26 protein-coding genes and 1 pseudogene are annotated in these 24,240 nt (G+C 64.8%); 6 read left to right on the top strand and 21 right to left on the bottom strand.

Going from position 1 to position 24,240, the window contains the following annotated elements; genetic code table 11:
* Positions 1-45 precede the first annotated feature (45 nt).
* From QMK31_RS09435 to QMK31_RS09525, 20 genes and pseudogenes are all read right to left on the bottom strand, one after another.
* Positions 46-258, bottom strand: coding sequence for a hypothetical protein (locus QMK31_RS09435; RefSeq protein WP_283500696.1), 213 nt, complete (start codon positions 256-258; stop codon positions 46-48).
* Positions 259-853: 595 nt separating this feature from the next.
* Positions 854-1,369, bottom strand: a complete 516-nt coding sequence (locus QMK31_RS17355; protein WP_502852871.1) for an Imm61 family immunity protein — start codon at positions 1,367-1,369, stop codon at positions 854-856.
* Positions 1,366-3,216: a TNT domain-containing protein gene (locus tag QMK31_RS09440; RefSeq protein ID WP_283500697.1), complete on the bottom strand. Its 1,851-nt coding sequence runs from the start codon at positions 3,214-3,216 to the stop codon at positions 1,366-1,368. Before QMK31_RS09440 ends, QMK31_RS17355 begins: the two co-directional genes overlap by 4 nt.
* A 67-nt stretch (positions 3,217-3,283) precedes the next feature.
* On the bottom strand, positions 3,284-3,736 hold the full coding sequence (locus QMK31_RS09445) for a hypothetical protein (RefSeq protein WP_283500698.1): 453 nt from the start codon (positions 3,734-3,736) through the stop codon (positions 3,284-3,286).
* 90 nt (positions 3,737-3,826) lie between these two features.
* Positions 3,827-3,985 carry an ADP-ribosylglycohydrolase family protein gene (locus QMK31_RS09450; protein ID WP_283500699.1) on the bottom strand — a complete coding sequence of 53 codons (159 nt, stop codon included), beginning with the start codon at positions 3,983-3,985 and terminating at the stop codon, positions 3,827-3,829.
* Positions 3,969-4,487 carry a hypothetical protein gene (locus QMK31_RS09455; protein ID WP_283500700.1) on the bottom strand — a complete coding sequence of 173 codons (519 nt, stop codon included), beginning with the start codon at positions 4,485-4,487 and terminating at the stop codon, positions 3,969-3,971. The genes QMK31_RS09450 and QMK31_RS09455 overlap by 17 nt, the downstream gene beginning before the upstream one ends.
* Before the next feature lie 123 nt (positions 4,488-4,610).
* The gene (locus tag QMK31_RS09460) at positions 4,611-4,931 is read right to left on the bottom strand and encodes a hypothetical protein (protein ID WP_283500701.1); all 321 of its coding nucleotides are present in this window, start codon (positions 4,929-4,931) and stop codon (positions 4,611-4,613) included.
* Complete coding sequence (locus tag QMK31_RS09465) at positions 4,928-5,230, bottom strand: hypothetical protein (RefSeq protein ID WP_283500702.1); 303 nt, start codon at positions 5,228-5,230, stop codon at positions 4,928-4,930. The genes QMK31_RS09460 and QMK31_RS09465 overlap by 4 nt, the downstream gene beginning before the upstream one ends.
* Before the next feature lie 2 nt (positions 5,231-5,232).
* Positions 5,233-5,958: a hypothetical protein gene (locus QMK31_RS09470; protein ID WP_283500703.1), complete on the bottom strand. Its 726-nt coding sequence runs from the start codon at positions 5,956-5,958 to the stop codon at positions 5,233-5,235.
* Between the two features lie 20 nt (positions 5,959-5,978).
* Positions 5,979-6,842, bottom strand: coding sequence for a hypothetical protein (locus QMK31_RS09475; protein WP_283500704.1), 864 nt, complete (start codon positions 6,840-6,842; stop codon positions 5,979-5,981).
* 27 nt (positions 6,843-6,869) lie between these two features.
* Positions 6,870-7,346: pseudogene (locus QMK31_RS17360) on the bottom strand (transposase); the annotation flags it as partial.
* 1,029 nt (positions 7,347-8,375) lie between these two features.
* Positions 8,376-8,696 (bottom strand): hypothetical protein, encoded by a 321-nt coding sequence (locus QMK31_RS09485; RefSeq protein WP_283500705.1) that lies wholly within the window; start codon positions 8,694-8,696, stop codon positions 8,376-8,378.
* Positions 8,693-8,995 (bottom strand): hypothetical protein, encoded by a 303-nt coding sequence (locus tag QMK31_RS09490; RefSeq protein WP_283500706.1) that lies wholly within the window; start codon positions 8,993-8,995, stop codon positions 8,693-8,695. The genes QMK31_RS09485 and QMK31_RS09490 overlap by 4 nt, the downstream gene beginning before the upstream one ends.
* A gap of 2 nt (positions 8,996-8,997) precedes the next feature.
* Complete coding sequence (locus QMK31_RS09495; protein ID WP_283500707.1) at positions 8,998-9,735, bottom strand: hypothetical protein; 738 nt, start codon at positions 9,733-9,735, stop codon at positions 8,998-9,000.
* A 28-nt stretch (positions 9,736-9,763) separates the two neighbouring features.
* On the bottom strand, positions 9,764-10,465 hold the full coding sequence (locus tag QMK31_RS09500) for a hypothetical protein (protein WP_283500708.1): 702 nt from the start codon (positions 10,463-10,465) through the stop codon (positions 9,764-9,766).
* A 653-nt stretch (positions 10,466-11,118) separates the two neighbouring features.
* On the bottom strand, positions 11,119-11,643 hold the full coding sequence (locus tag QMK31_RS09505; protein WP_283500709.1) for an Imm61 family immunity protein: 525 nt from the start codon (positions 11,641-11,643) through the stop codon (positions 11,119-11,121).
* A complete protein-coding gene (locus QMK31_RS09510; protein ID WP_283500710.1) occupies positions 11,640-14,021 on the bottom strand; it encodes a glycohydrolase toxin TNT-related protein in 2,382 nt (793 codons plus the stop codon). The genes QMK31_RS09505 and QMK31_RS09510 overlap by 4 nt, the downstream gene beginning before the upstream one ends.
* Entirely contained in the window at positions 14,021-14,374 is a 354-nt protein-coding gene (locus QMK31_RS09515; RefSeq protein ID WP_283500711.1) for a DUF6507 family protein, read from the bottom strand. The genes QMK31_RS09510 and QMK31_RS09515 overlap by 1 nt, the downstream gene beginning before the upstream one ends.
* Positions 14,375-14,410: 36 nt before the next feature.
* The gene (locus QMK31_RS09520; RefSeq protein ID WP_283500712.1) at positions 14,411-14,731 is read right to left on the bottom strand and encodes a pore-forming ESAT-6 family protein; all 321 of its coding nucleotides are present in this window, start codon (positions 14,729-14,731) and stop codon (positions 14,411-14,413) included.
* A gap of 12 nt (positions 14,732-14,743) precedes the next feature.
* On the bottom strand, positions 14,744-15,067 hold the full coding sequence (locus QMK31_RS09525; protein ID WP_283500713.1) for a hypothetical protein: 324 nt from the start codon (positions 15,065-15,067) through the stop codon (positions 14,744-14,746).
* A 326-nt stretch (positions 15,068-15,393) separates the two neighbouring features.
* On the opposite strand from QMK31_RS09525, the gene QMK31_RS09530 reads away from it, so the two are divergent.
* The 6 genes from QMK31_RS09530 to QMK31_RS09555 are packed head-to-tail and all read left to right on the top strand — an operon-like array spanning position 15,394 to position 23,488.
* Complete coding sequence (locus QMK31_RS09530) at positions 15,394-16,524, top strand: FHA domain-containing protein (protein ID WP_283500714.1); 1,131 nt, start codon at positions 15,394-15,396, stop codon at positions 16,522-16,524.
* The gene (locus tag QMK31_RS09535; RefSeq protein WP_283500715.1) at positions 16,514-16,801 is read left to right on the top strand and encodes a hypothetical protein; all 288 of its coding nucleotides are present in this window, start codon (positions 16,514-16,516) and stop codon (positions 16,799-16,801) included. The genes QMK31_RS09530 and QMK31_RS09535 overlap by 11 nt, the downstream gene beginning before the upstream one ends.
* Entirely contained in the window at positions 16,798-18,117 is a 1,320-nt protein-coding gene (locus QMK31_RS09540) for an EsaB/YukD family protein (RefSeq protein ID WP_283500716.1), read from the top strand. The genes QMK31_RS09535 and QMK31_RS09540 overlap by 4 nt, the downstream gene beginning before the upstream one ends.
* Positions 18,118-18,993, top strand: coding sequence for a hypothetical protein (locus tag QMK31_RS09545; RefSeq protein WP_283500717.1), 876 nt, complete (start codon positions 18,118-18,120; stop codon positions 18,991-18,993). It abuts the gene before it with no gap.
* Positions 18,990-22,922 (top strand): type VII secretion protein EccCa, encoded by a 3,933-nt coding sequence (gene eccCa / locus QMK31_RS09550; RefSeq protein WP_283500718.1) that lies wholly within the window; start codon positions 18,990-18,992, stop codon positions 22,920-22,922. The genes QMK31_RS09545 and eccCa overlap by 4 nt, the downstream gene beginning before the upstream one ends.
* Complete coding sequence (locus tag QMK31_RS09555; RefSeq protein ID WP_283500719.1) at positions 22,919-23,488, top strand: hypothetical protein; 570 nt, start codon at positions 22,919-22,921, stop codon at positions 23,486-23,488. The genes eccCa and QMK31_RS09555 overlap by 4 nt, the downstream gene beginning before the upstream one ends.
* A 123-nt stretch (positions 23,489-23,611) precedes the next feature.
* On the opposite strand, the gene QMK31_RS09560 is transcribed toward QMK31_RS09555, so the two are convergent.
* Positions 23,612-24,124, bottom strand: a complete 513-nt coding sequence (locus tag QMK31_RS09560; protein WP_283500720.1) for a mycothiol transferase — start codon at positions 24,122-24,124, stop codon at positions 23,612-23,614.
* Positions 24,125-24,240: the final 116 nt, after the last annotated feature.

A 24,240-nucleotide genomic window follows, 5' to 3' on the forward strand; every position in this document is an offset into this window, starting at 1 on the left:
AAATACTCGAATTCTCGACCTAGAGAAGCGCTATCCAAACGCGGATCATGGGAGAGATGAAAGGTCTTTCCTCCTTGAGGCGTCGTCCAGGAACAGCGCGTTGCGCGCATCGAACATGTCTGACAGCGTTAGATCTTGGGCCTCCATGATGGGGTCCCACTCAGTTCCGAGGCTGAAATACTCATACCCGCTGGCCTCGCCCATCTCAACATAGTTGCCCGGCTTACCGCCGTCCCATTTGCCGAGCATAACTTCCAACGCATCCCCGTTATGCACGCTGGCCGCGAGCGTCTCGTGGCACGCGACATCGTCAATGGTTTTCGTCGTGCCCGGAGCCTGAAAGTCCCCTGAAGCTGCGGGCCACCGCCCGGCCCCGAACCCCCGGGCGCATCCGCTGCCGCACCCGGCCGAGCATCCACCTGGTCGGCGGTGCTGTGCAGCGCCTGCCCGCCACTGCCCGGCTCACCGACCACCACCCGCGGCGGCTCGAACAGCACAGCACCGCTCGGCTCACCGACCACCACCCGCGGCGGCTCGAACAGCACAGCACCGCTCGGCACCACCCCAGACACGCCCGGCTCCACCCGCAGTGCCGGAATGGAATCAGCCAACGCATGCATCGCCTGCGCGAGCGCGCCGCGCCGACGCCGGAGACCAGAACTTCGCCGCATCCGTCACCACAGCCAACCCCTGACCGGCATGCAGCAGACCCGCCGTCAGCCATCAGGACGCATCCACGACAGCCGGCGCCACCGCTCCGAACGTTTCGTGTGTTCTTCGTTTCCGCGTGAGCTCTGTCAAGATCGGCTGCAAAATCCTCTGGGAAGTACTGCTACGTGGAGCTGGACCAAGTTCACGAGGACGTAGGTGAGGCCTCTTCGTGAATCGCAAATATCTGTCCGCCGTCCGCTGCGGTCAGCGCCACCACAACGTCCGACAGAGACGCGTCAGCGGCTTGAGCAAAGATTCTTGCCCTGTTGTTTCCACCGACCCCACGGGAAAAGCTGGCCTGATGGGCGTCTCCGCCGATCGTCCAAGATACCGTCACTCCTGACTCGCTAGCCGACACCGCTGCTCTGCCTTCCCTAGGGGTTTGCGCCGGTACTCTCAGTCGCGGAAGGTGGTGTGCGCCCCGCCCATCACTTCCTATGAGAATAACCAGATGCCGAATCGCATCGCTCTCGTGCAAAAATACTCCCATTTCGGTTGGTCCTGATCCCCTGGACCAACGCTGTACAACCACGAGTGAATCGCGACGCGCGAGGGCGAAGCGCATTTCGACTTCGTCGTACGCCGCCAGCTCGCCTTCCTTCAGTGGAGCGCTCTGGTAGCCACACCATTCGACGAATTCCAATGGAACGTCAATCATCGAAGTACTCCTTCATCAATGAGGTCGCTCACGCTCAGGGCCTCGTCGAGATTGTTCTTGTAAAAGAATCGCACTTGCAGTCCCCCGCCTGGTTGGCCGAATCCGGCTGCAACTTCGGATATTTCCACCCGAATGTCGATATCCGCATCCAACTGAACATCGTAGTTGTTCACTTCTCCGCCTAAGTGGCTCGGGGCCAGAGCGCGGTCCTCGAAGGGAGCACCCCGGATCGCTAGGTATGCGCCCGATCTTGCCCCAATTCGATCCAGCTGGATTGCCTCGGGGTAGTGCAAGCCGAACGCTCTCAGCGTGAAAAAGTGAACTATCGTTCCGGGTACCGCTCCGTCATTCCCCGGCCAACGCAAGCGACCATTTTCATCGACGAATCGGGTCTCGAACTGCTCCTTCGTGTAGGGAACGCCGTCTACGGAGACGCCGTAGGGTGCATCGGGGCGTTCGACCAAAGCACGCATCTCCGTCGAGAGCTGACCGGGCGCACTGTATCGATAAGGCAGCTGCCCGTGGTCGGTCTGGGGCAGACCGTACTGCGCGTCCACCGTTCCATAGTCTGGGCAACGAACCCAGTCCGGTCCGGCGGACGCGGACGAGTGGACCGGATCGGCGGGTTGCACAGTACCCGTAGGCACCTCGTTGATTCCGTCTGTGGGGAAGGAAGAAACATCAACATCCGGCCCCCCTACTATCCCTGACTCAGAGGGCATGAACGACTCGGGATTTCCATGACCTGTGGCGACCGGTCCTGGCGTCGCATCCATCTGGTCGGCGGTGCTGTGCAGCGCCTGCCCGCCACTGCCCGGCTCACCGACCACCACCCGCGGAGGCTCGAACAGCACAGCACCGTTCGGCGTCACCCCTGACAGGCCCGGCTCCACCCGCACCGTCGGAATGGAATCAGCCAACGCATGCATCGCCTGCGCGAGCGCGCCGCGCGCCGCGCCGACGCCGGAGACCAGACTCGCCTTCGCCGCATCCGTCACCACAGCCAACCCCTGACCGGCATGCAGCAGACCCGCCGTCGCCCCGCGCACCCCCCACGATCCGAACGGTACCGCGAACTCAGCCACGTGACCCACAATGCTCGCCGCACGCCCGCCGATCGACCCGGCCTTCACCCCGGCCCCGGCACCACCACCGATGAACAGAGTTCCCACGTTCACCAGCACCGCCCCGGCCGCTTCGGCCGGGTTCTCCGCCCACGTATCCGCCGCCACCAACGCCAACAGCGCAGCATCCACCTGCTCCGTCGACGCCCTCATATAATCAGCGACCGGGTTCACACCCACCGGCAGATCATCGGTGACCCGCCCGGGCGAATTCGGCGAATATTGGCTATAGGAAACGATCCCGACCAACAACATCCCCACACCCGACCACGCCTGACCCGCCAGCGCCCCATCACCGCCCTCACCGGTGACCGCATTAAAACCGACCAGGGAGGTAGCACCCTGCCACATACCCACCAAAGAACCCCAAGCACCATCGCCAAACGACTCCAGGCCAGACCGGTCTCCGTCCGTTGCCGCGCCCCACGGCAACGAGACACCGTCACCGTCAAGGTCCGCCACCGCCACCGCGACCCCATCAACCACGCACACATCCGTGCGCAACGCATTGATCGCATTCACACAATCGACCCGCACGGTGTCGAGCGCGGCGACCTCAACGTTCACCCGGTGGATCAGGTCCTTATTCTCTTCAACGGATGGCTTATGCTCACGCCAGGTGATCACCGTCGGCGACATCTCCGCCGCCGTCGGGGCCAAAAGGCCCAACAACCACAGCGGGTGATCCGAATCCCCCATCGTGACGGTGACGCCGTCGCACACTCGGGCCCTCAGGCCATCCCACGAGTATCTAGAGGGGAATATGGGAGCAGGAGTCCTCCGCAGACCATCAGCGAGGCAGGTCGGCGATGAACTTGCCCGGGGAGGCCACGTTCACCGATCCCTCGGCGAACGCAGTGTCGATGCCAGACTGAATGAAATCTTTCAGTGTTTCGCGAGATACCGGCCACTCGGGAGGTATAGTCGCAGCTTCAGCCATGCTGATTTCTTCAAATATGCACACCTCCAGCCGAGGCGAGGCCAAGGTGAACCGTTCGACGTCGACCAGTACGGTGCCGGGCAGAAGAACGGTCTCTTGCTCGCTGGGGTTGCCGGCGAGGGGGGCAAGGTCGCGACCCGTGCGGGTGAGAATCGCCAGGAGGAACGGCGTGCTGAAGTTTTCGCTCGCTACGCGAGGGCTGCGCGACGACGCAGCCAGCCCGCGAAGCGTGACTGCCCCGTTCCCCGGGTCGCTGCGAAGGCCGTGGTAGACCAGTCCGGCGCACGGCGGAAGTTTGTCCATCGTCGCGAGAAATTTCCTTACGGGTGATTGCTCATCGGCCGATGACATATCGGAACTCTCGTCTCTCGCTACGGGCAGGTGCGTCTTCCATCATCGCGCTTTCGCGAGGGCATCGGCTACACCGCGCGTCGTGGACAGACCCTCGACCCCGGCCACGAGCACTGACGGCAGCGCCGACTCTCCATGGAGAGCACCAAGGATGTTGCCGCAGATCGCGCCGGTCGAGTCGCTGTCACCGGAATGCGTCACGGCGACCATCCGCCGGAGGCAGGATCGACAGCGGCACCGCGGGCGGGTCGATCCATCGGTCGCCCCACGCTGCGGCGCCGATCGACCAGACGGCAGCCCGCAGGAGCAGATCGGGATTGGCGAAGACGCCGAGCTCTCGTTCCACGCCCGAGGCGCGGGCCGAGAGGCGACACTGGTGGGCGTCGAAGGTCACCGTGACCGTTGGTGCGCCGGGCACGTCGATGCCCACAGAATTGCGGGACAGCTGCAACGCGGCGCCGGGGATGAGGAACGTCAGCTCGTGCAGGCGCAGGAGCGCAGATTCAAGCCGCTCCAGCAGGAGATCGTTGCCCGATTTGGGCCCGCCCAATGTGTCGATCCACTTGTTGAAGTTAATGGGGCCACCAAGTTGGCACTCCGTCTCGGCGCGGATGCCAGACCGCAGCAGCAAAACCTCTGTCCCCATCATCCCTCCCATGTCAGCCAGGCGCCCCCGTACGACGTTCTGCAGAACCGTACTCACGGTGTCATCTCGAAGTTCACGCCTGCACCGTACCTGAGGTTTGGTCGGCAATTGACCGCTGCCAGGCGCCTGAAGCGCCCGATTCGTCCTCAACCACTCACCGCACGGGTCGGCCAGTTCTGGCTAGTGCGCGTCGTAAACCGCAAGGAACTTGTCGGGCAGACGCAGCCTGCAATACCGATCAACGATCTGCAGGTTACGCAGAACCGACTCCCGATCGGTGTTGAACGAGAACCGTTCATTCAGAAACACCGTCAAATACTTGTTCGTGTCGTACTCAATCCCACCGGTGAATGTTCCATGCTCACCATTGAGGCCACACATGAACACGAACGAGTCATACAACACACACGTCGTCACCGGACCCGCGCTGTCCACCGTCACCTGAGATGCCTTGGCACCAAAGAACTCCCCGACCAACGCGAAAAACTCCTCGGGATTCATACCTGGCTCCCCGTCTTATCGACCGGCCACGACGCCGCGCGTTCCCGCGGGCTATACACATAGCCGTGCTGCAACAAATACTCGAACTGCCGTCCCAGAAATCCCGGGTCCCCCACCGGATCCGACGCAAAACGAATCACCTGACGCCGCGCAATACTCCCATCCAAGAACGGAACAATATACGCCGCGAACATGTCATCATCGGTCAAACCCTGCTCGGCCTTGACCTTCTCCCAATCCCGATCCAAATCAAAATGCTTATACCCCTCACGCGGATCCCGCGCCGACTCATCAACCACACTCACCCCTCCAACACCGGACGCGACAACCCATGAACCGCATCGAAAACAGTCAAAAACTTCTCCGGAAGACGCAACCGACAATACTCATCCACCAACTGCAAACTCTCCAGAATCGAATCACGATCCGTCCTCATCGACGGACTCCGACCCATAAAACTTCCGATAGCGCCTTCCGAGCCGATCCAGATCGACGCACCAAACATCATCCGCTGCTCATCAAAGCCACAGGAAAACAAGAAAGAGTCATACAATACCCCGGCCATCCGCTGACCAACCTTGTCAGATGTCGGCAACGAGATTCGAGCTCCAAAAAAGTTCAGTGCAAATTCATAGAATTTCGCATACGGCAGGCTGGGAGCCGGTAACCCGCCCTTTCGAGGACCGAAAAGTCGCAGACTTCGATCAAAGACCACGTCGAACTTCGCAAGGTAATTGTCAGGAAGCCGTAAGCGACAAGATTCGTCCACGGCCCGCAGCGCACCTAACACCGAATCACGATCACCAGCCGACACAAATTGACCTTCGGAACCTCCTCTATCATCGCGATTTGCCCCCACGAAAATTGCCGCGCTGAATCCACCACTGGCCGGGTCTAACACCGCTCTAATGCACATAGCTCCATAGAGCACACCCGTGAAAGTCTGCGATCCCGGGCTATAGGTGGGCATATCCAGCCGCTGGCCAAAATACGCCAGCATCTGGTCATACAGCTCATCGAACGTCATGTGGTTTCCCATTTCTTGACCTACAACCTCGCCGAACGAGGTAACGCCGTCATCGCCACTGGATCATATCGATAGCCACTGGCTTCCAGGTACTTGAACTCCCTAAAAAGTGCGCCCTCGTCGAATCGCGGATCGTGAGAGAAATGAAACGTCTTTCCCGACGCGATCGCGTCGTCTAGAAACGGCATGTTGTATGCGTTGAACATGTCCGAGTCGTCGAGCCCCTGGGCCTTCTTGATGGGGTCCCATTCAGCGCCGAGGCTGAAATACTCATACCCGCCGGCCTCGCCCATTTCAACGTAGTTGCCCGGCTTACCGCCGTCCCACTTGCCGAGCATAACTTCCAACGCATCCGCATTGTGCACGCTCGCCGCGAGCGTCTCGTGGTACGCCACATAGTCGATGGTTTTCGTCGTGCCCGGAACTTGAAAGTCTGCCTGCACCGGTGCGGTGCCGATACCGGCGTTCGGATCCAGGTCAGAACCCGACGCCTCGCCTGTGCCCGCATTCTCCGAAGTTTGGCCATCGGGCTCGGATCCATTGGAAGCGCCACCAGACCCAGGTCCGTCGGGCGCAGCGTCGGGCGCGACGTCGTCGATTGCGCCGGCGGGCGCATCCGCTGTCGGGGTGACGTCGACGTGCGCATCAACGTGCGCAGCGACCGGAGGTGCGGCCGCTGCGGCGGGCGGCGCCACGCGGTCGGCGATGCTGTGCAGAGCGCTGCCGCCGCTGCCGGCCTCGCCAACGGCCAGGTGCGGCGGCGCGCCAAACCCGACGGCGCCATCCGGAGTCACGGCCGTGTAGCCCGGCTCGATGTGCACCATGGGAATCTGATCGGCGATGGAGTGCAACGCTTGGGCCAGCGCGGCGCGAGAGCCTGTCAAGTTTTTTGTGTAAGTGTCGGGAATTGGTTAGAGGTGGGGGTTGATTCGGTCGGGGTAAATCATCACGAGTTGGCTGAGGGCTTGCTTCCAGTTGGTGGTGATTTGGCCTTCGACGAGGCGGCCTTCGGCGGTGCGTTTGGTGCTGCGGTGTTGGCCGCGTTCCTTGGCTCGGTCGCGGGCTCGTTTGTCTTCGATGTTGCAGATGGCCAGCCAGAGCATCTTGATCACGGCGTCGTCGTTGGGGAAGTGGCCGCGATTCTTGGTCACTTTCCGCAGCTGGAAATTCAACGATTCGATGCTGTTCGTCGTGTAAATCACCCGCCTCAGCTCGGGCGGAAACGCGAGAAACGGGGTGAAGCGTTCCCAAGCATCTTCGAACGTTTTGACGGCCGTGGGGTATTTCACGCCCCGCGGCGACGCCGCGAACTCGGTCAGGGCGTCCCAGGCCGTCTCGGCGTCAGCGGCGGTATAGATCGGCTTGAGCGCGGCCGCGACGATCGTGCGCCATTCCATGGGGGAATGGCGCTGGGTGCCGAGCGCGTAGAGCCCATAGTCTTCGGTCACGGTCTCACCGAGGTCCTTGCGCACGATGATTCCTTCGTCATGCTCATCCCGGTCGCCGGGTAGCACCACGACGCCCGCTCGTCCGCGTACGTGTGCCACGCACCCGATGACCGTTCCCCGGCCAACGGGCCTTTCTGCACTTGACCACGAACGCAGGCTGAGCTCGGTGCGCGAGACGACGGCCGACCATCCGCTCTTCACGTTCGCCCCGTGCCGAATTTCGGGATGCTCGACCGCTGGCAATCCTCCACGCTCAACGAAGATGTGCGCGCGGGCGCCGCGGATTCCCGCGACCTTCACCGTGATGTCACGCCACACCGCGGTCCATTCCACATAACGAAGTCCCGGCACCTGGTCGCGCGGCACCAGACGGGTGAACGATTGATACCCGTCCGGCTGCCACTCATCGCCCGGCGGCTCGCCATCGTCCAACCAGACCAGCTGAAGTTGCGGCACGCCGGCCAGGCTGACCGTGCCTGCGGAATCGGCAACGCCGAAGTCCTTACCGTCCATCGTCGTCAATAATCCGGGCAGGGGTGTCTCGCCGTCGATCACGTCGAAGACCGACGTGCGAGTCAACCAGAAACGATCGAGATCAAGAAAGCTCACCTCGCCAGACATCAACGGCGATCGCGACCCCGGGTAGCTCCCGTCGAGATACTTGAGGTTGTGCACACCGCGGAGGGGCAGTTCACCGTTCACGGCCACCAAACCCCGCGGGCTGACCGACTCAACGTGAACGCGAACCCCGTTGAACCGTGCCCACCCCTCTAGGTGCACGCGACCCCCCGGAATGGCTCGGTCGCGCAAAATACTCAGATCACGCGGATGAGTCAGGTCGCTCGGGTCATTGTCGAAGGTCACGCCTGCACCGTTCCTGAGGTGTTTGGTGGCAATTGACCGCCTCCAGGCGCCTGAAGCGACCCATGCGTCCTGAGTCCACTGATCGCACGGGTCGGCCAGTTCCGGCTAGTGAGCCTCGTAGGCCTGCAGGAACTTGTCGGGCAGACGCAGCCTGCAATACCGATCAACGATCTGCAGATTATGCAGGATCGACTCCCGATCGGTGTTGAACGAGAACCGTTCATTCAGAAACACCGTCAAATACTTGTTCGTGTCGTACTCAATCCCACCGGTGAATGTTCCATGCTCACCATTGAGGCCACACATGAACACGAACGAGTCATACAACACACACGTCGTCATCGGACCTGCGCTGTCCACCGTCATCTGAGATGCCTTGGCACCAAAGAACTCCCCGACCAACGCGAAAAACTCCTCGGGATTCATACCTGGCTCCCCGTCTTATCGACCGGCCACGACGCCGCGCGTTCCCGCGGGTTATACACATAGCCGTGCTGCAACAAATACTCGAACTGCCGCCCCAGAAAACCCGGGTCCCCCACCGGATCCGACGCAAAACGAATCACCTGACGCCGCGCAATACTCCCATCCAAAAACGGAACAATATACGCCGCGAACATGTCATCATCGGTCAAACCCTGCTCGGCCTTGACCTTCTCCCAATCCCGATCCAAATCAAAATGCTTATAACCCTCACGCGGATCCCGCGCCGACTCATCAACCACACTCACCCCTCCAACACCGGACGCGACAACCCATGAGCCACATCAAAAACACTCAAAAACTTCTCCGGCAAACGCAACCGACAATACTCATCAATCAGTTGGAAACTCTCCACAATCGAATCACGATCCGAACTCCACGAAGGACTACGCCCCAGAAAACTTCCGATACCGCTTTGAGGGCTGAGGCGAATAGACGCACCAAACATCGGTTTCTGCTCGTCATAACCACACCAAAAAAGAAACGAATCGTAAAGAACGCCCGTCATTGAGCGGCCGGCTTCATCATTGGTCGGGATCGACAGCCGGGGGCCGAAAAAATCCACCGCCAGTCCGTAGAACTCCGCATACGGCATGTCCGGCAGCGGAGGCCCATCCTTTCGCGGTCCGTAAAATTTCATGTCCCAATCAAAGGCAACATCAAATATCGCCAAGTAGTCCTCGGGAAGCCGCAGGCGACAAGACTCGTCCACAGCGCGCAACACCCCCAACACTGACTCACGATCTCCAGCCGACACAAATTTGCCCTGTGAGCCACCATTCACCTTGAGACCGGCACCAACGAGAATCGCCGCACTAAAGCTGCCCGTAGCCGGGTCAAGGTGCCCGGCGAACGCCAGGGCACCATACAAATTAGCGACCATGATCTGATCATCGCGATAACTGACCTGTTCCGTCATCCGTTCGCCAAAGAGATCACGAGCTAGGAGGACCAGATCACGGTACGTGAATACGTCCTTCATTTCTTTCGTCCTAACCTCATGTCGATCACTATTTTAACGGGCTTGCGGTCATGGATACTGGGTCGTATTCATAGCCGTGTCCATTCAAATATCTGAACTCTCCCGCTAAGGATCCCTTGTCAACTTGCGGATCATGGGAAAAGTGGAACGTCTTGCCCTCCCTGATGGCAGCGTCCAGGAACGGAACGTTGTAGGCGTCGAACATGTCTGACAGCGTTAGACCCTGGGCCTCCATGATGGGGTCCCAGTCAGCTCCGAGGCTGAAATACTTATACCCGCCGGCCTCGGCCTTTGCAACGTAGCTCTCCGGCCCGCCGCCGTCCCACTTGCCGAGCATAACTTCCAACGCATCCGCGTTGTGCACGCTGGCCGCAAGCGTCTCGTGGTACGCGACATAGTCGATGGTTTTCGTCGTGCCCGGAACCTGAAAGTCCACCTGAAGCTGCGGGCCACCGCCGGCCCCCGCCTCGGTCTCGACCTCCGGGTGGCCAACACCGCCCGACCCCGAGCCCTCGGGCGCAGAGCCGGTGGGTGCGGAACCGTCGGACGACGCATCCTCAAAACCGCCGGCGGGCGCCTCCGCTGCCGCACCCGGCCGAGCATCCACCCGGTCGGCGATGCTGTGCAGCGCCTGCCCGCCGCTGCCGGCCTCACCGACCACCACCCGCGGAGGCTCGAACAGCACAGCACCGTTCGGCGTCACCCCTGACAGGCCCGGCTCCACCCGCACCGTCGGATGGAATCAGCCAACGCATGCATCGCCTGCGCGAGCGCGCCGCGCGCCGCGCCGACGCCGGAGACCAGACTCGCCTTCGCCGCATCCGTCACCACAGCCAACCCCTGACCGGCATGCAGCAGACCCGCCGTCAGCCATCAGGACGCATCCACGACAGCCGGCGCCACCGCTCCGAACGTTTCGTGTGTTCTTCGTTTCCGCGTGAGCTCTGTCAAGATCGGCTGCAAAATCCTCTGGGAAGTACTGCTACGTGGAGCTGGACCAAGTTCACGAGGACGTAGGTGAGGCCTCTTCGTGAATCGCAAATATCTGTCCGCCGTCCGCTGCGGTCAGCGCCACCACAACGTCCGACAGAGACGCGTCAGCGGCTTGAGCAAAGATTCTTGCCCTGTTGTTTCCACCGACCCCACGGGAAAAGCTGGCCTGATGGGCGTCTCCGCCGATCGTCCAAGAACCGTCACTCCTGACTCGCTAGCCGACACCGTTGCTCTGCCTTCCCTAGGGGTTTGCGCCGGTACGCTCAGTCGCGGAAGATGGTGTGCGCCCCGCCCATCACCTCCTATGAGTCCCTGGAAAGCCGCAGAATTACGCACCTAAATGGATAGCTACTCTAGTGAAAACCGTCGGAGCGAGACACTCACTGTGCTTCAGGACCAGGATCTGTGTTGCACCCGGGAATCGAACACCGGACTGCCTTCAGGATCTAGGAACGAGTCACGGATTTCCTGTGCCGAGAACCGCGAGTACTGCACCCACTCGGCAGCGCTTCTGTAATTGAGTCGTACCTCATGCCCACCGAGCGAATCTGTCCAAGACACGATCATGTCGGCTGGCGTTCCGCTGAAGGAAAAGCCATCCCGCGAAGTTCCGACTTCCGCCGGCAGTAAGGCCGGGAGCCAGACCTCGGGAAGGCCCGACTTACGCCTGACCGTGTTGCCATATCTAAACGAAAGATACTTGTCGATGTCTTCCAAACGAGCTGACCTGATCAATGGCTTACTGACCACACCGCGCTCATGCTTTCGAACCACGTACACGCCGTCGTCGAAAGTGCACATATCGTCAGGGTCACCCGTCATGAACGCGAAGACAGTTCCAGGCGGAACACGCCAATGCCATCCGCCCGAAGACGCGAATTCGATCAAACCTTCAAGTCTTTCACTCACCATCATTGCAATAGCCTTAAGTTCGGTTTCTTCAGATCCTCGACTGACAGCCAGTCGCCTAAATTCTCGTCCCAGAACCGTACCTGCCATCCGCCCCCGGGAAACCCATTGGCGGGGGCGACGATCGAAACTTCCACCTTCACATTCTCTGGGAGTGCGCTCGCGAGTTGGTAGTCGTTGTAGTCAAATGCCGTGTGACCGGGGGTGAGTCCGCGTTGCTCGAATTGCGTTCCATAGACGGTGAGGTAATCACCGCCATCTCGGCCAAGCCTATCGAGGTGCTGAAACTCCGGGTAGTCACGCAGGAGCGCCTCCATGCTCGAGTACTCAACTCGTGTGCCGTTCACTGCACCATCGTTTCCAGGCCATCTCACCCCACCTGGATCACCGTCTGAGCTGTCTGGTTTCGCGTATCGCTGGTCCCAATTCTGACGATCAAGGGGCTGACCGGCCTCGTCCCATCCGTTGGGTGCCTCGGGGTGGCCAATGATCCTTTGCGTTTCGGGATTGGTCACCGCGACAGGCTTCTGGAACCACGATTCCACATGTCCGTGATCTACGTGCGGTTCGCCGAATCCTCTCAGGGAAATGCGCTCGTCCGGGACCCTCTTCCAGCCGTCACCGGTGTCGTCGGGCGAATACATCGGTCCTTCCGCCCGCGGCCTTTGGCCAGCGTGTTGAAACGGATCGGGATTGTAGTGAGGACTTCTCGGATCGCTAGCTGGATCTGATTGGCCGGGTTCAGGGGTCCAGCTCCCGTCGTTCCGAATGGCGTCATAGTCGCCGTCGCGTCCAGAATCGGCAGCGCCTAGGCCATCTGTATTGGTCCAGCCGTCATGCGTTCCATTGCTAGGAGCAGTGTGATCGCTCCGCGAGTTCGGGCGACTGGGGTACTCCCCTCCCGGACCGTTCGGGGCGGGAGGGACACCCGGATCGGTCACCGGAGCATCCATCTGGTCGGCGGTGCTGTGCAGCGCCTGCCCGCCACTGCCCGGCTCACCGACCACCACCCGCGGAGGCTCGAACAGCACAGCACCGTTCGGCGTCACCCCTGACAGGCCCGGCTCCACCCGCACCGTCGGAATGGAATCAGCCAACGAGTGCATCGCCTGCGCGAGCGCGCCGCGCGCCGCGCCGACGCCGGAGACCAGACTCGCCTTCGCCGCATCCGTCACCACAGCCAACCCCTGACCGGCATGCAGCAGACCCGCCGTCGCCCCGCGCACCCCCCACGATCCGAACGGTACCGCGAACTCAGCCACGTGACCCACAATGCTCGCCGCGCGCCCGCCGATCGAGCCGGCCTTCACCCCGGCCCCGGCACCACCACCGATGAACAGAGTTCCCACGTTCACCAGCACCGCCCCGGCCGCTTCGGCCGGGTTCTCCGCCCACGTATCGGCCGCCACCAACGCCAACAGCGCAGCATCCACCTGCTCCGTCGACGCCCTCATATAATCAGCGACCGGGTTCACACCCACCGGCAGATCATCGGTGACCCGCCCGGGCGAATTCGGCGAATATTGGCTATAGGAAACGATCCCGACCAACAACATCCCCACACCCGACCACGCCTGACCCGCCAGCGCCCCATCACCGCCCTCACCGGTGACCGCATTAAAACCGACCAGGGAGGTAGCACCCTGCCACATACCCACCAAAGAACCCCAAGCACCATCGCCAAACGACTCCAGGCCAGACCGGTCTCCGTCCGTTGCCGCGCCCCACGGCAACGAGACACCGTCACCGTCAAGGTCCGCCACCGCCACCGCGACCCCATCAACCACGCACACATCCGTGCGCAACGCATTGATCGCATTCACACAATCGACCCGCACGGTGTCGAGCGCGGCGACCTCAACGTTCACCCGGTGGATCAGGTCCTTATTCTCTTCAACGGATGGCTTATGCTCACGCCAGGTGATCACCGTCGGCGACATCTCCGCCGCCGTCGGGGCCGAAAGGCCCAACAACCACAGCGGGTGATCCGAGTCCCCCATCGTGACGGTGACGCCGTCGGACACCCGGGCGACGAACGCCCGAGCCTCCTCGCGAATGATCGCCAAACGCGCCTTCACCGGAGCGACGTCGTCGGCGAAGTTGGCGATGATCGTTGAAACCGACGCGAAGGTCTGGCCGAGGGCCGCGGAATCCATGGCGACCGGCGCCATCACCTCCAGTAACTCGGCTGACTCCGGTGCGACGTACACGCCCGACAAACCCGCCCACTGCGTGACGACCGCGGCTCCCTTCTCGGTCACCGCCGTACCCGCGGTGGAAAAGCCCGTCGCCGACCCGGCCAGCGTCGCCGGATCGATATCCGCTCCCGGAATCAGGTCGGGCTGGATCAGATCGCCATCAACCAGGCACATCTGCGCGGCCATTAGGACGCACCGGTGAAGAACGACAGGTCACCGGATGACGCGGCCTGGCTCGCCGCCGCTTGCGCGGTCGCCGCCATCTCCTCGTCACCCTGCACATACCCGATGGTGGCGGCGCTGGCCCCGAGCGACCCCGCCGTGATGCGGTTACCGATGGCGATCAGGCGGTTCTGCTCGCTGGTGATCAGCGCCTGCACGGCCGCCGGAACGTCGGCCAAGCCGGAGCCGGCACCGCTGCTGAGCTCGGAAAACGCCGCCGACATGCCATCGAGCGCAGTACTCAGCTCGGTCGCGGCGGTTTCCACCGACGTCAGCACGGACTGCACGCCAGGCGCGTTGATACTCCAGCCGCTCATTCCCCCGAGCCCTTCCCAACGCCCGAAGGCATACGTCTATCCGATGTTTTGAACGGCGGAACGGCCACGAGCCAGGGCGGCCTGCGCGGTCTCATCGTTCGACGCGAGCGAGGTACGCAGCGAGGTGATGATCTGCTTCACCTGACCGGCCACCGTGTTCCAGCGGATTTCCTTCGATGCGTACTCTTCCGACACGCCGTCGGCCTGGTAATCGGCCATCAGGGCCTTCACATCGGCATCACGCTGATCGATGAGCGCCTCCAGCCGGCCAGCAATGGCGTTGAAGTTGTCCTGCGCATTCTGTGATGCTGCAATGTCATAGTCGCGACGATCCGCCGCGTTACCGCCTGAAGCCATGAGCGTGTTCCCCTATCCCCGTGAACCGAACCGTGCCGAGTCGAAACCCGCCCCGGATTGTGCCGATGTCGTCTGGTCAGCGAACTCCTGGTCGGCCTGGCCGAAGGCCACGTCCTGGCCGGCGATACCGGTGAGGATCGACGACAGTGCGCCGTTCAACTCAGCCGAAATGGAATCCGTCTCATTCTTGAAGCGGTCGAACGCGGCACGGCCAGCACCGTTGAACCGACCCTCGAGCGGCGCGGCCGCTTCGAACAGCTGCTTCACGAGCGAACCCAGATCATCAGAAGACGTGCTGGTCTTCTTGACCAGGTGCGACAGAACGTCAGACCCCATCGCAAACTTCATGCCAGACATCGAATACCCCCAAAAGTCGGTGAGCCCTCAGGATAGGCCCCCAAGCTGTGCAGCGGGGGTTTTTGGGTAAAGTTGCACAATCTTCGACGAACTGCCACCCCTCATACACGAAGGGCCGGCCCTACCCCCAAGGTGGGTGAGCCTTCAGGCTAGGCTGCTCATATTGACCTCGGGGATTTTGGGGAATTGGGCGACGTCGTTGGCGGGCCGTGGAACCCCACTGTGAGTGATCTATCGGAAACTGGGGTGCACACGTGGGCAGCGCACTTCTCGGCGCGATCAGTTGCGGCCGATGCGGCGCCCGTTTGCCCCCCCTCGGCCACTACTGCGACCGCTGCGGCGTCGTGCGCATCGCGGCCCTGGCACCTGGATCAAGCCAGGGCATGCTCGGCGGCGTCGTGCCGGCCAGCGTCAACCTGCGGCTCTGGTCCCTTTCTATCGATGCCGTACCCGCCGTTGTGCTGATCGCCCTCGCTGTGGGAGGGGCGCTCACCGGGCGCGGTGGCGTGGCATTTCAGCTCGCAGCGCTGCTCGTGGTGTTCCTGGTGCTTCAGGTCGCGCTCTTCACGACGTGCGGGCGCAGCGTCGGTCGGTTGCTGCTCGGGCTGCGCACGGTCGATTCCCTCACCGGCCTGCCGCCGACGACTGTTCGGGCGGCGGCCTCGGTGCTGGACGTGACGCCCCAGGCGGCGGGCGCGACCGTCACCGCCAACCTGCGTCGCGGACGCGACCCGCATGCTCCGGCCCTGCCCCCGCTCGGCGCCGACCAGCTCGGGCACAACGTGCGCCCCTCGCACTCGACCGCGCCGATCGTTGACACCAGCGGTATCGCGGCCGTCCACATCGACGCGGCCGGGCCGACCGCGGTGGGAGCGACGGGAGCGCGTGAACCCGTGGCGCATCATCCGCTCGACGTACCGGCGACACCGGCGACACCGGCGACACTCGCAGCACCCGAAGCAGCACCCCCAGCAGGCCCAGCACCAGCAGCACCCGCGGTACCAGGGCGCGCGGTGCAGCCGGCCGACGACGGCTACGCGCCGAAACCGCCGGAAGCGGCGATGGTGAGCATCGTGCTCGACAACGACCAGACCCTGCAGGTCGCGACGTCGCTGCTGATGGGTCGACGACCGGCCAATCGAGCGGACGGCGCGCAGCATCCGCTGTACGCCTGGGCCGACCTCTCGCGCACCCTGTCGAAGACGCATGCCCTGCTCACCTGGTCGGGCTCCCTGCTCTGGGTGACCGACCTCGGCTCGGCGAACGGAACGACGCTGGTGACGCCGGAGGGCGAGCGGATGCGCCTCGTCGCCGGAACGCCCACCGCCGCAGCCAGCGGTTGCACGGTGGAGCTCGGCGATCGTGCCTTCGGGGTGCGCGCACCTGAAACCAGCACCGCCGAGACAATGGAAAGAAGGTCGTCCGGTGTCTTCTGACCACGATGTGGTGCTGCTGGAAACAGTCAAAACGCACCGCGACCGACTGCGTGCCGCCTTTCTGTTCGGCGAGTTGTCGGAGCGGCGCACGGCCAATGACAATGTGCGCCGCGTGATCGGGAGCATGGTGCTGGCCGCCGTGCTGTGTGCGGGCTGCATCGGCGTCTCGTTCGTGGTGGACCTGCTGGCACAGCGCGCCGCTGCTGCCAGCCAGACCCAGACCCCCGTCGCTCCGGTGCCGACACCGACGACAGCAATAGAAACGGACACCCCGTGAGTGGATTCACCCGGCTCACCATTGTGGGCCGCACGCGCAAGGCCGAGATCGTGGTGCCCAACGACGAGACGATCGCTGCGCTCATTCCCCAGCTGATGGATTTGCTCGACGAGCACACCGGATCGGTGGCCCGCCCGCTCACCCTCGTACGCGCGACCGGTCAGCAGCTTGACACCGCGTTAACGCTGGTCGACCAGGCGGTCGCCGCCGGTGAGCTGCTGCGCCTGCTGCGGGTGGACGAAGCTCCGGCGCCGCCCGAAGTCGCCGACGTGACCGACGTCGTCGCTGAAGCCCGCGACGATCGGCGCGGCCTCTGGCAGGCTGCACACCGACAGGGCGTCGGTGCCGCCCTGATCGGCCTGTTCACCGGTACCGCCGGCTGGCTCGCGATCCCCCTGGGAACGTCGGCTACCCCGGTCGCGCTCGGGCTCGGCATCGCCTTTCTGGGCTGCCTCGCCGTCGCCACTGCGCTCGGCCTGCTCGGTCGACGCTGGCCGGCCATCGGCTTCAGCGCAGCAGCGTTCGGCCTGGTTCCGGCGACGGCGCTCGCGCTGGCATCCGCTCTGCTTTCAACGGATGCCGCCGCGCCCGCCGCCATCGTCGCCTTCGGCCTCGTCTGGCTCACGATCGGTCTGGCCCTCGGAATCGGTCTGGGCCTCCGCCCGGCCCTGCGGGCGAGCGGCCTCGCCCTTATTCTGGTCGTTCTCGCACTCGCTCTGCCGGTCATCGGCGTCGGCGGGCTGGAAACGGCCGGGATCGTCGGAATCACGGCTGCCCTGATGTGCGGCCTGCTGCCCTGGTACGCCATGAACAGTTCGGGGCTGACCGGACTCGACGACCTCGTGATCGCGGGCCGGCTCACCCACCGCGCGGCGGTGCTGACGACCGTCAACGACGCCTACCGTTCGCTGACCTGGTCGACGGTGGCTGTGGCCGTGCCGCTCTTCGTCACCGCCACCGCGCTCGCCGCCTCGACCAACGGGTGGGCGATCGCACTCGGCGCTGCCCTCGCCGCGGTCACGGCCCTGCGCACGCGCGCCTTCCCGCTCGCCGCCCAAGCGATCACCCTGTGGGCGGCGGCGCTGCTCACCCTCGTGCTGGCGGCTTTCGCGCACGCCGACGGCTGGGGCATCATCGCCGCGCTCGTGGCGCTGGCCGCGATCACCCTGGTGACCGTGGCGCTGACCCCGCCGCCGCACGCCAGGGCCCGACTGCGACGGGTAGGCAACGGCATCGAGATGCTCGCTGTCGTCTCGCTGCTGCCCGTACTGCTGGGAATTTTCGGCATCTACCCCGACCTGCTGGGAACGTTCTAAATGTCGCGCATCGCGTCGGCGTTGCGATCGCTTCCCCTGGCCGTGCTCGGCAGCGCGAGCGCACGCCTGCACGACCTCACCCAAGCGGATGCGCGCATTCGCCTGCCGCTCACCCTCAACCGGCGCATCGGGGTGGTGCAGGTGGCCGGCGGCGTCGGGGCATCCGTTGTGGCGGCGAGCATCGCCAGCATCTTCGCGCACCGCCGCACCGGTCTGGTACTCGGCGTGAACGCCTCGGCCGGTACGCACAATATGCTCTGGCACGCCGGAGTCGGCAGCGGTGACGCCGTCGTGGGCCCGGCCGCGCCGGCGACGCCGAGTGAGACCCGGCACGCCACCGCGGGGCTGGGCGTGGCACCGTCGGGGCTGATCGGGCTGGAACTGCGCGACCCGTCGCAGCCGACCACTCCGGCCGCGAGCCGTACCTGGTTCGACCTGATCAACCCCCGCTCGCGCTTCTTCGACCTCGTCATCACCGACTGGGGAGTGCGCGGCTGGCAGATCGACCTGTCCCAGGTGGCCGTGGCCAGCCACGTCATCTGCGTCGTCACCCGGTCGGAACGCCACGCCGTCGAAGAGGCGGCCGCGATCGTTCCGGCCTTGCTCGGCCGGGCCGATGCCCCCCGCATCGTGTTCGTGATCGTCGATGTCGGTGGCGGCGCACGGCTGACACCCCGCCTGGGCATACTGCCGCACCTCGGCGTGCCGATCGTGCACGTGCCGTACGACGCGGCGGCCGGCGGCGCCACCCCCGTGGCGAGCGAAGACCTGAGCACGGCAGCCCGCATCGCCCACGCCGTCCTGGCGGGCGCCATCCTGGCCGAGGCGCAGCTGACCCTGTTGCCGGGCCCCGCCCGAATCGAGGCCCGGCGATGACCCTGAAACTCATCCACCGTCCTACCCGGGTCACCCGGCCGTTGCGACGCCCGGAACCCGAGATCATCTCCCCGCCGCCGGCCATGCAGGACGGAGCCCAGGGTGGGCTGCCCATCCAGGCGCTCATCCCCGTGCTCGGCGCAGCGACCAGCGTGGTCATGATGGTGACGCTGCGCGGCAACGCCCTGTTCATGGTGATCGGCGCTCTCATTCTCATCGTCGCGATCGTCGGCGGCCTGGCCATGGCCCTCACCCAGCGCGGCAATGCCGCCCGCACCCGCCGCGTGCAGCGGGAACGCTACCTCGACTACCTCGAACGGCTCCGCTCCCGCATGCGCGGCCGCGGCAAGGAAGTACGCGCGCTGGCATCACTGCTGAGCCCCGAACCGGCCGCCCTGATCGAGCTCGTACGCGATCCCGGCCGCCTGTGGGAGCGCCGCCGCCAGCACGCCGATTTTCTGCGTCCCCGGCTCGGTCTGGGCGATCAGACCTGGTTCGACCTGATCATTCCGGCTGAACAGAACCCGGTGCAGCCCTTCGACCCCATTCTTGCGGGAGAAGCCGGCCAGGTCGCCCTGCACTATTCCACCCTGCGCGGTATGCCGATCGAGCTGCGGCTCGACGGGGCCGGCACCGTCGCCATCATCGGCGACCGCTCGGACACCGTGCAGGTCGCGCGCGCGCTCATGCTCCAGCTGGCGGCCCTGCACGCCCCCGACGATGTGCACCTCGCCATCGCCTACCCACCCAGTGCGGCCGCCGACTGGGCCGGCGTGGACCTGCTCCCGCACTTCGTCGACGAATCCACCTTCGACGGGCCGGTTCCGGCTCGCCGCGTCGCGCCCGACATCACGGCCCTGCGCAGGGTGCTCGGCCAGGACCTCGGCGATCGCGCGCAGCTCGCCGCGACGTCCAAGCGCAGCGGTAGTAACGCTGCCGTCGCCGAGAATTCCCGGCTCATCGTCTTTGTCGACGACTACGGCCATGTGGCATCCGCTCTGCCAGTACCCGATGCCGATCTCTCGCCCTCCGACCTGCACATCACCATGGTGCACCTGCTCAGCGATCGGCTGCACGAGCCGTCGGACGTGACCATTCGCGTGGGCGTGGCCGACGGCCAAGCCGAAATAACGGATGCCCGCGACGACGCCGACGGGCAGGTCGCGGTGCAGCGGGCCGTGCTCGACCGCATCTCCGGCGCACTGTTCGAGACCGTCGCCCGCATGCTCACACCGCTGCGGCTGAACCTCACCCGTCAGGACGAGGTGGAATCAGCGCGGGCCGTGGATATCGCCGAGCTTCTGGAGATCGACGACATCGCCAATTTCGATACGGCATCCGCTTGGGAACAGCGCTCACCGCGCGACTTTCTGCGCGTGCCGATCGGGCTCGATGATTTCGGCGAGCCGGTGCTGCTCGACCTGAAGGAATCCGCCCAGCTCGGTATGGGACCGCACGGCCTGTGCATCGGGGCGACCGGTTCGGGCAAGAGCGAACTGCTGCGCACCCTGATTCTCGCGCTCGCCCTCTCGCACGGACCCAAGGACGTGAGTATGGTGCTCGTGGACTACAAGGGTGGCGCGGCCTTCGCCCCGTTCGCCGGTCTGCCGCACGTGGCCGGCATCATCGACAACCTCGCCGACGACCCGCAACTCACCCAGCGGGCCCGCGTGAGCATCGCCGGGGAGGTGGTGCGGCGCCAACAGCTACTCAAAGACGCCGACAACTCGCCCTCGATCACGCACTACCGCGAGCTGCAGGCGACCCGGCCCGACCTGCCGGCGCTGCCGCACCTGCTCATCGTGATCGATGAGTTCGGCGAGCTTCTCGCCGCCGAGCCCGACTTCGTCGACCTGCTGCTGACCATTGGCCGCATCGGGCGCTCGATCGGGGTGCACCTGTTGCTCTCCAGCCAGCGCATCGAAGCGGGCAAGCTGCGCGGCCTCGAAACGTACCTCTCGTATCGCGTGGGGCTGCGCACCTTCTCGGCGTCGGAAAGCTCGATCGTGCTCGACACGCCCGATGCCTTTCACCTGCCAGCCATTCCCGGCTTCGCCTATCTCAAGGTGGACACCTCCGTCTACCGACGCTTTCGCTCCGGGTACGTCTCCGGTGCCCTCGCCCTGGCTGAGCTGACGCCGAGCGACCTCGGCGGCGACCGGCTGGAAGCCCGCCGGCTGCCGCTGTACAACGGGCTCGGCCAGCGTGACGACTCCGAGACCGCCGAGGAAGCCCTGGCCCGACCGACGACCGGGCGCATTCTCGTTGACGCCGCCGTCGACGAACTGCGGCACGCCGACCAGGCGGTGCCGCCGATCTGGCTGTCGCCACTGCCCGAGCGGATGGCGCTCTCCCGCATCATCGCGGACGCGCCAGCGTCGAACCTGCAGGTGGCGATGGGCCTGCTCGATGAGCCCGAGAAGCAACGACAGGACCCGTGGCTGGTCGACCTCACCCGCAGTGGCGGCCACCTGGCCATCTTCGGGGCGCCGCAGACCGGGCGCAGCACCTTTCTGCGCACCATGGCCGTGTCACTGTCGCTGACCCACACGCCGCGGCAGGTCAGCGTGTACGCGATGGACTTCACCGGCTCGGGACTCACCCGGATCGACGGGTTTCCGCACGTGGGTGGGGTCGCGACCCGGTCGAATCCGGACCGGTTGCGGCGTCTGCTCGAGGAACTCGCCGGCATGCTGAACGTGCGCGAACGCTTTTTCGCCGAGCGCGGCATCGACTCGCTCGCGACCCTGCGCAGCCAGCACGCGGCCGGACGCATTCCGGAGCTCGTGGCCGCCGACATCGTGCTCCTCGTCGACGGACTTGGGGCCCTGCGCGCCGACTTCGAGGAGTTGGAACCGGCGCTCTACGACCTGCTGGCACGCGGGTCGAGCTTCGGCATGCACGTGGTCATGTCGATGACCCGCTGGAACGAGCTGCGCATGGCACAGCAACCCCTCATCGGCACCCGCATCGAACTGCGCCTGAACGACGCCATGGATTCGCAGATGGGCCGCAAACTGTCGGCCACGCTGCGGGTCGACCAGCCGGGACGCGCGCTCACCGACTCCGGCCTGTTCGCGCAGATCGCACTGCCGGTACTCGAAGACACCGCCGACGAGCTCATCGGTGACGAACTCGCAGCGCTCGCCGCCCGGTCGGCCCGCAGCTGGGAGGGCCCGGCAGCCGCACCCATCCGACTGCTGCCGGAGAATTTCTCGGCCGACGAACTGCCCGACGCGATCGACTCGCCCGACGCGGTGCCGTTCGGGTTGCGCCAGGACACCATGGAACCCGCCTACCTCGACCTCGCCGCAACCGACCAGCACCTGCTGGTATTCGGTGACCACGCTTCGGGCAAGTCCACCCTGCTGCAGGGACTGATCCAGGGCTTGACCGATCGGTACACACCCGACGAGCTCGTTATCGCGATCATGGACGTGCGCGGGGAGATCTCGGCGGCCTGCCCCGACGATTACCTGGGTGGGCTCGCCGCGTCGAGCGGCGAAGCGCGCACCCTGGCCACGGCGATCGCTGGGGAACTGACAGCGCGACAGGCATCCGCTGACCGCACGGTGGGGCCGCGCATCGTGGTCATCGCCGACGACCTCGACATTCTCGCCTCCGGCGGCACCGAACCGCTCAACCCGCTGCTGCCGTTTTTGCCGAGCGCCCGCGAGCTGCGGCTGAACGTCATTGTGACGCGTCCCGTCGCCGGCGCAACACGGGCACTCTACGACGTCGTGCTGCAGTCGCTGCGTGACACCGGGGCCACGAGCCTGATCCTGAGCGGCGAACGCTCCGAAGGACAGATCTCACCCGGTGTGTATGCCGAGCAGCTACCGCCAGGGCGCGGGCGTCTGGTGCGTCGCGGTGACCGGCCGCGCATCGTGCAGATCGCCCAGGCGCGTGTGCCGGTGGTGGTCTCATGACCGTGCGCATCGTGCTGGCGGGAACCGCCGGCGGTGTGGGTACCACCACGCTTGCGGCCCTGTTGTTCGATCGCGTCTCTACCTCGGGCGGCGTCGCCACCCTCGCCGACCACACCTCGGGCAACCTCGGCGCTCGGCTGGCCCGAGGCGACTCCGCCGCCGCGATCGACCCCGCGGTCCTGCTGCATGACCTGGGCGCACACGCAGAGGGTGAAGGACTCGACCTGCTCGAATCACCGAGCAGTCTCGGCATCGTGGTGACGGCGAACACTCCCATCGGAATCGCAGCCGCGCATCGTGTGCTGCAGTCGGTGCGGGCGAGGTACAGCGAAGCGGGGCTGGCGCGCACGACCGTTGTGGCCATCTCCAACGGTCGGCGCCCAAGTACTGCCCGGCTGCTCGACGCCCTGCGGTCTGACTTTGGGCGAGAGATTCTCGTGGTGCTCGGCCACGACACGGCCCTCGCGGGCGGCGGCCCCATCGCCGCCCACAGGCTGGACTGGCGCACGGTGACGGTGCGCGACCAGATCATTCGTCGGCTCCAGACAGTACCGGGCGGCCTGTAGGCGGCTGGCTCGCCGGGTGGCCTGCCGAACTGCGCAAGGTCGCGCCGGTGCCGGGGCGAATTTGGCGAAGTCACAGCGCGGTGGCGCTAATCCCCGCAGTCCTGTACGCGAGTAGTCCTGTGGTCAGACCCCGGCGCGGTCGGCCAGGCCGCGCACGAACGCGGCCTGGCCGGCGTGCTGCAGGTCGTCGGAGAGTACGCTCGCCAGACGAACGCCGACCGTGACAGCAGGGGTCCAGGACTCGTCGACGACCCGGTCGAGATCGGCCTCGACGAGGGTACCCAGGTACGCCACGGTCGCCGCGTGCACGGCGTCGTAGTAGCCGCCGAGCAGCTCGGCGTCGGCCTGCACGGTGGCGACATCGGCGGAGGTGTGGCCATAGCCGGTGGCCGTCGGCCCGAACGGCAGGGCGAAACGGTCGGCCCAGCCCTGGTCGGCGTACACCTGGGCGGTGCCGGCCAGGTCGGCGAGGTGGTCGTCCTGAACGCGGGACAGGTGCCAGGTGAGCCAGGCGATGGTGTTGGCGTCGGCATCCGCTCGAAAAGTGAGGGTGGCGACACTGGCGTCTTTCAGAGCGCGATGCACGGTGCCCTGGATGCGGGAGAATTCTTCGATGAGCAGTTCGGACGGAGTCATGGGTCTCCTTCGTTGTTCCTTTACCGTACCCCGGCTTGCGGACGGGGCCCGGGCCCCGTCCCTGGCAAGCTCCGCAAGTGGCGGCGCCGGGCCGCGGGGCTAGTGAACGTTCAGCA

It is taken from the genome of Cryobacterium sp. PH31-O1 (assembly GCF_030063455.1).
Taxonomy (GTDB): Bacteria; Actinomycetota; Actinomycetes; order Actinomycetales; family Microbacteriaceae; genus Cryobacterium.

Bases quoted from the DNA above. Each gene is read 5' to 3' on its own strand.
- QMK31_RS17355 (WP_502852871.1), bottom strand. From the start codon at position 1,369: ATGATTGACGTTCCATTGGAATTCGTCGAATGGTGTGGCTACCAGAGC.
- QMK31_RS09445 (WP_283500698.1), bottom strand. From the start codon at position 3,736: ATGGACAAACTTCCGCCGTGCGCCGGACTGGTCTACCACGGCCTTCGC.
- QMK31_RS09460 (WP_283500701.1), bottom strand. From the start codon at position 4,931: ATGAATCCCGAGGAGTTTTTCGCGTTGGTCGGGGAGTTCTTTGGTGCC.
- QMK31_RS09470 (WP_283500703.1), bottom strand. From the start codon at position 5,958: ATGACGTTCGATGAGCTGTATGACCAGATGCTGGCGTATTTTGGCCAG.
- QMK31_RS09485 (WP_283500705.1), bottom strand. From the start codon at position 8,696: ATGAATCCCGAGGAGTTTTTCGCGTTGGTCGGGGAGTTCTTTGGTGCC.
- QMK31_RS09495 (WP_283500707.1), bottom strand. From the start codon at position 9,735: ATGAAGGACGTATTCACGTACCGTGATCTGGTCCTCCTAGCTCGTGAT.
- QMK31_RS09505 (WP_283500709.1), bottom strand. From the start codon at position 11,643: ATGATGGTGAGTGAAAGACTTGAAGGTTTGATCGAATTCGCGTCTTCG.
- QMK31_RS09510 (WP_283500710.1), bottom strand. From the start codon at position 14,021: ATGGCCGCGCAGATGTGCCTGGTTGATGGCGATCTGATCCAGCCCGAC.
- QMK31_RS09515 (WP_283500711.1), bottom strand. From the start codon at position 14,374: ATGAGCGGCTGGAGTATCAACGCGCCTGGCGTGCAGTCCGTGCTGACG.
- QMK31_RS09520 (WP_283500712.1), bottom strand. From the start codon at position 14,731: ATGGCTTCAGGCGGTAACGCGGCGGATCGTCGCGACTATGACATTGCA.
- QMK31_RS09525 (WP_283500713.1), bottom strand. From the start codon at position 15,067: ATGGGGTCTGACGTTCTGTCGCACCTGGTCAAGAAGACCAGCACGTCT.
- QMK31_RS09545 (WP_283500717.1), top strand. From the start codon at position 18,118: ATGTCGCGCATCGCGTCGGCGTTGCGATCGCTTCCCCTGGCCGTGCTC.
- eccCa (WP_283500718.1), top strand. From the start codon at position 18,990: ATGACCCTGAAACTCATCCACCGTCCTACCCGGGTCACCCGGCCGTTG.
- QMK31_RS09555 (WP_283500719.1), top strand. From the start codon at position 22,919: ATGACCGTGCGCATCGTGCTGGCGGGAACCGCCGGCGGTGTGGGTACC.
- QMK31_RS09560 (WP_283500720.1), bottom strand. From the start codon at position 24,124: ATGACTCCGTCCGAACTGCTCATCGAAGAATTCTCCCGCATCCAGGGC.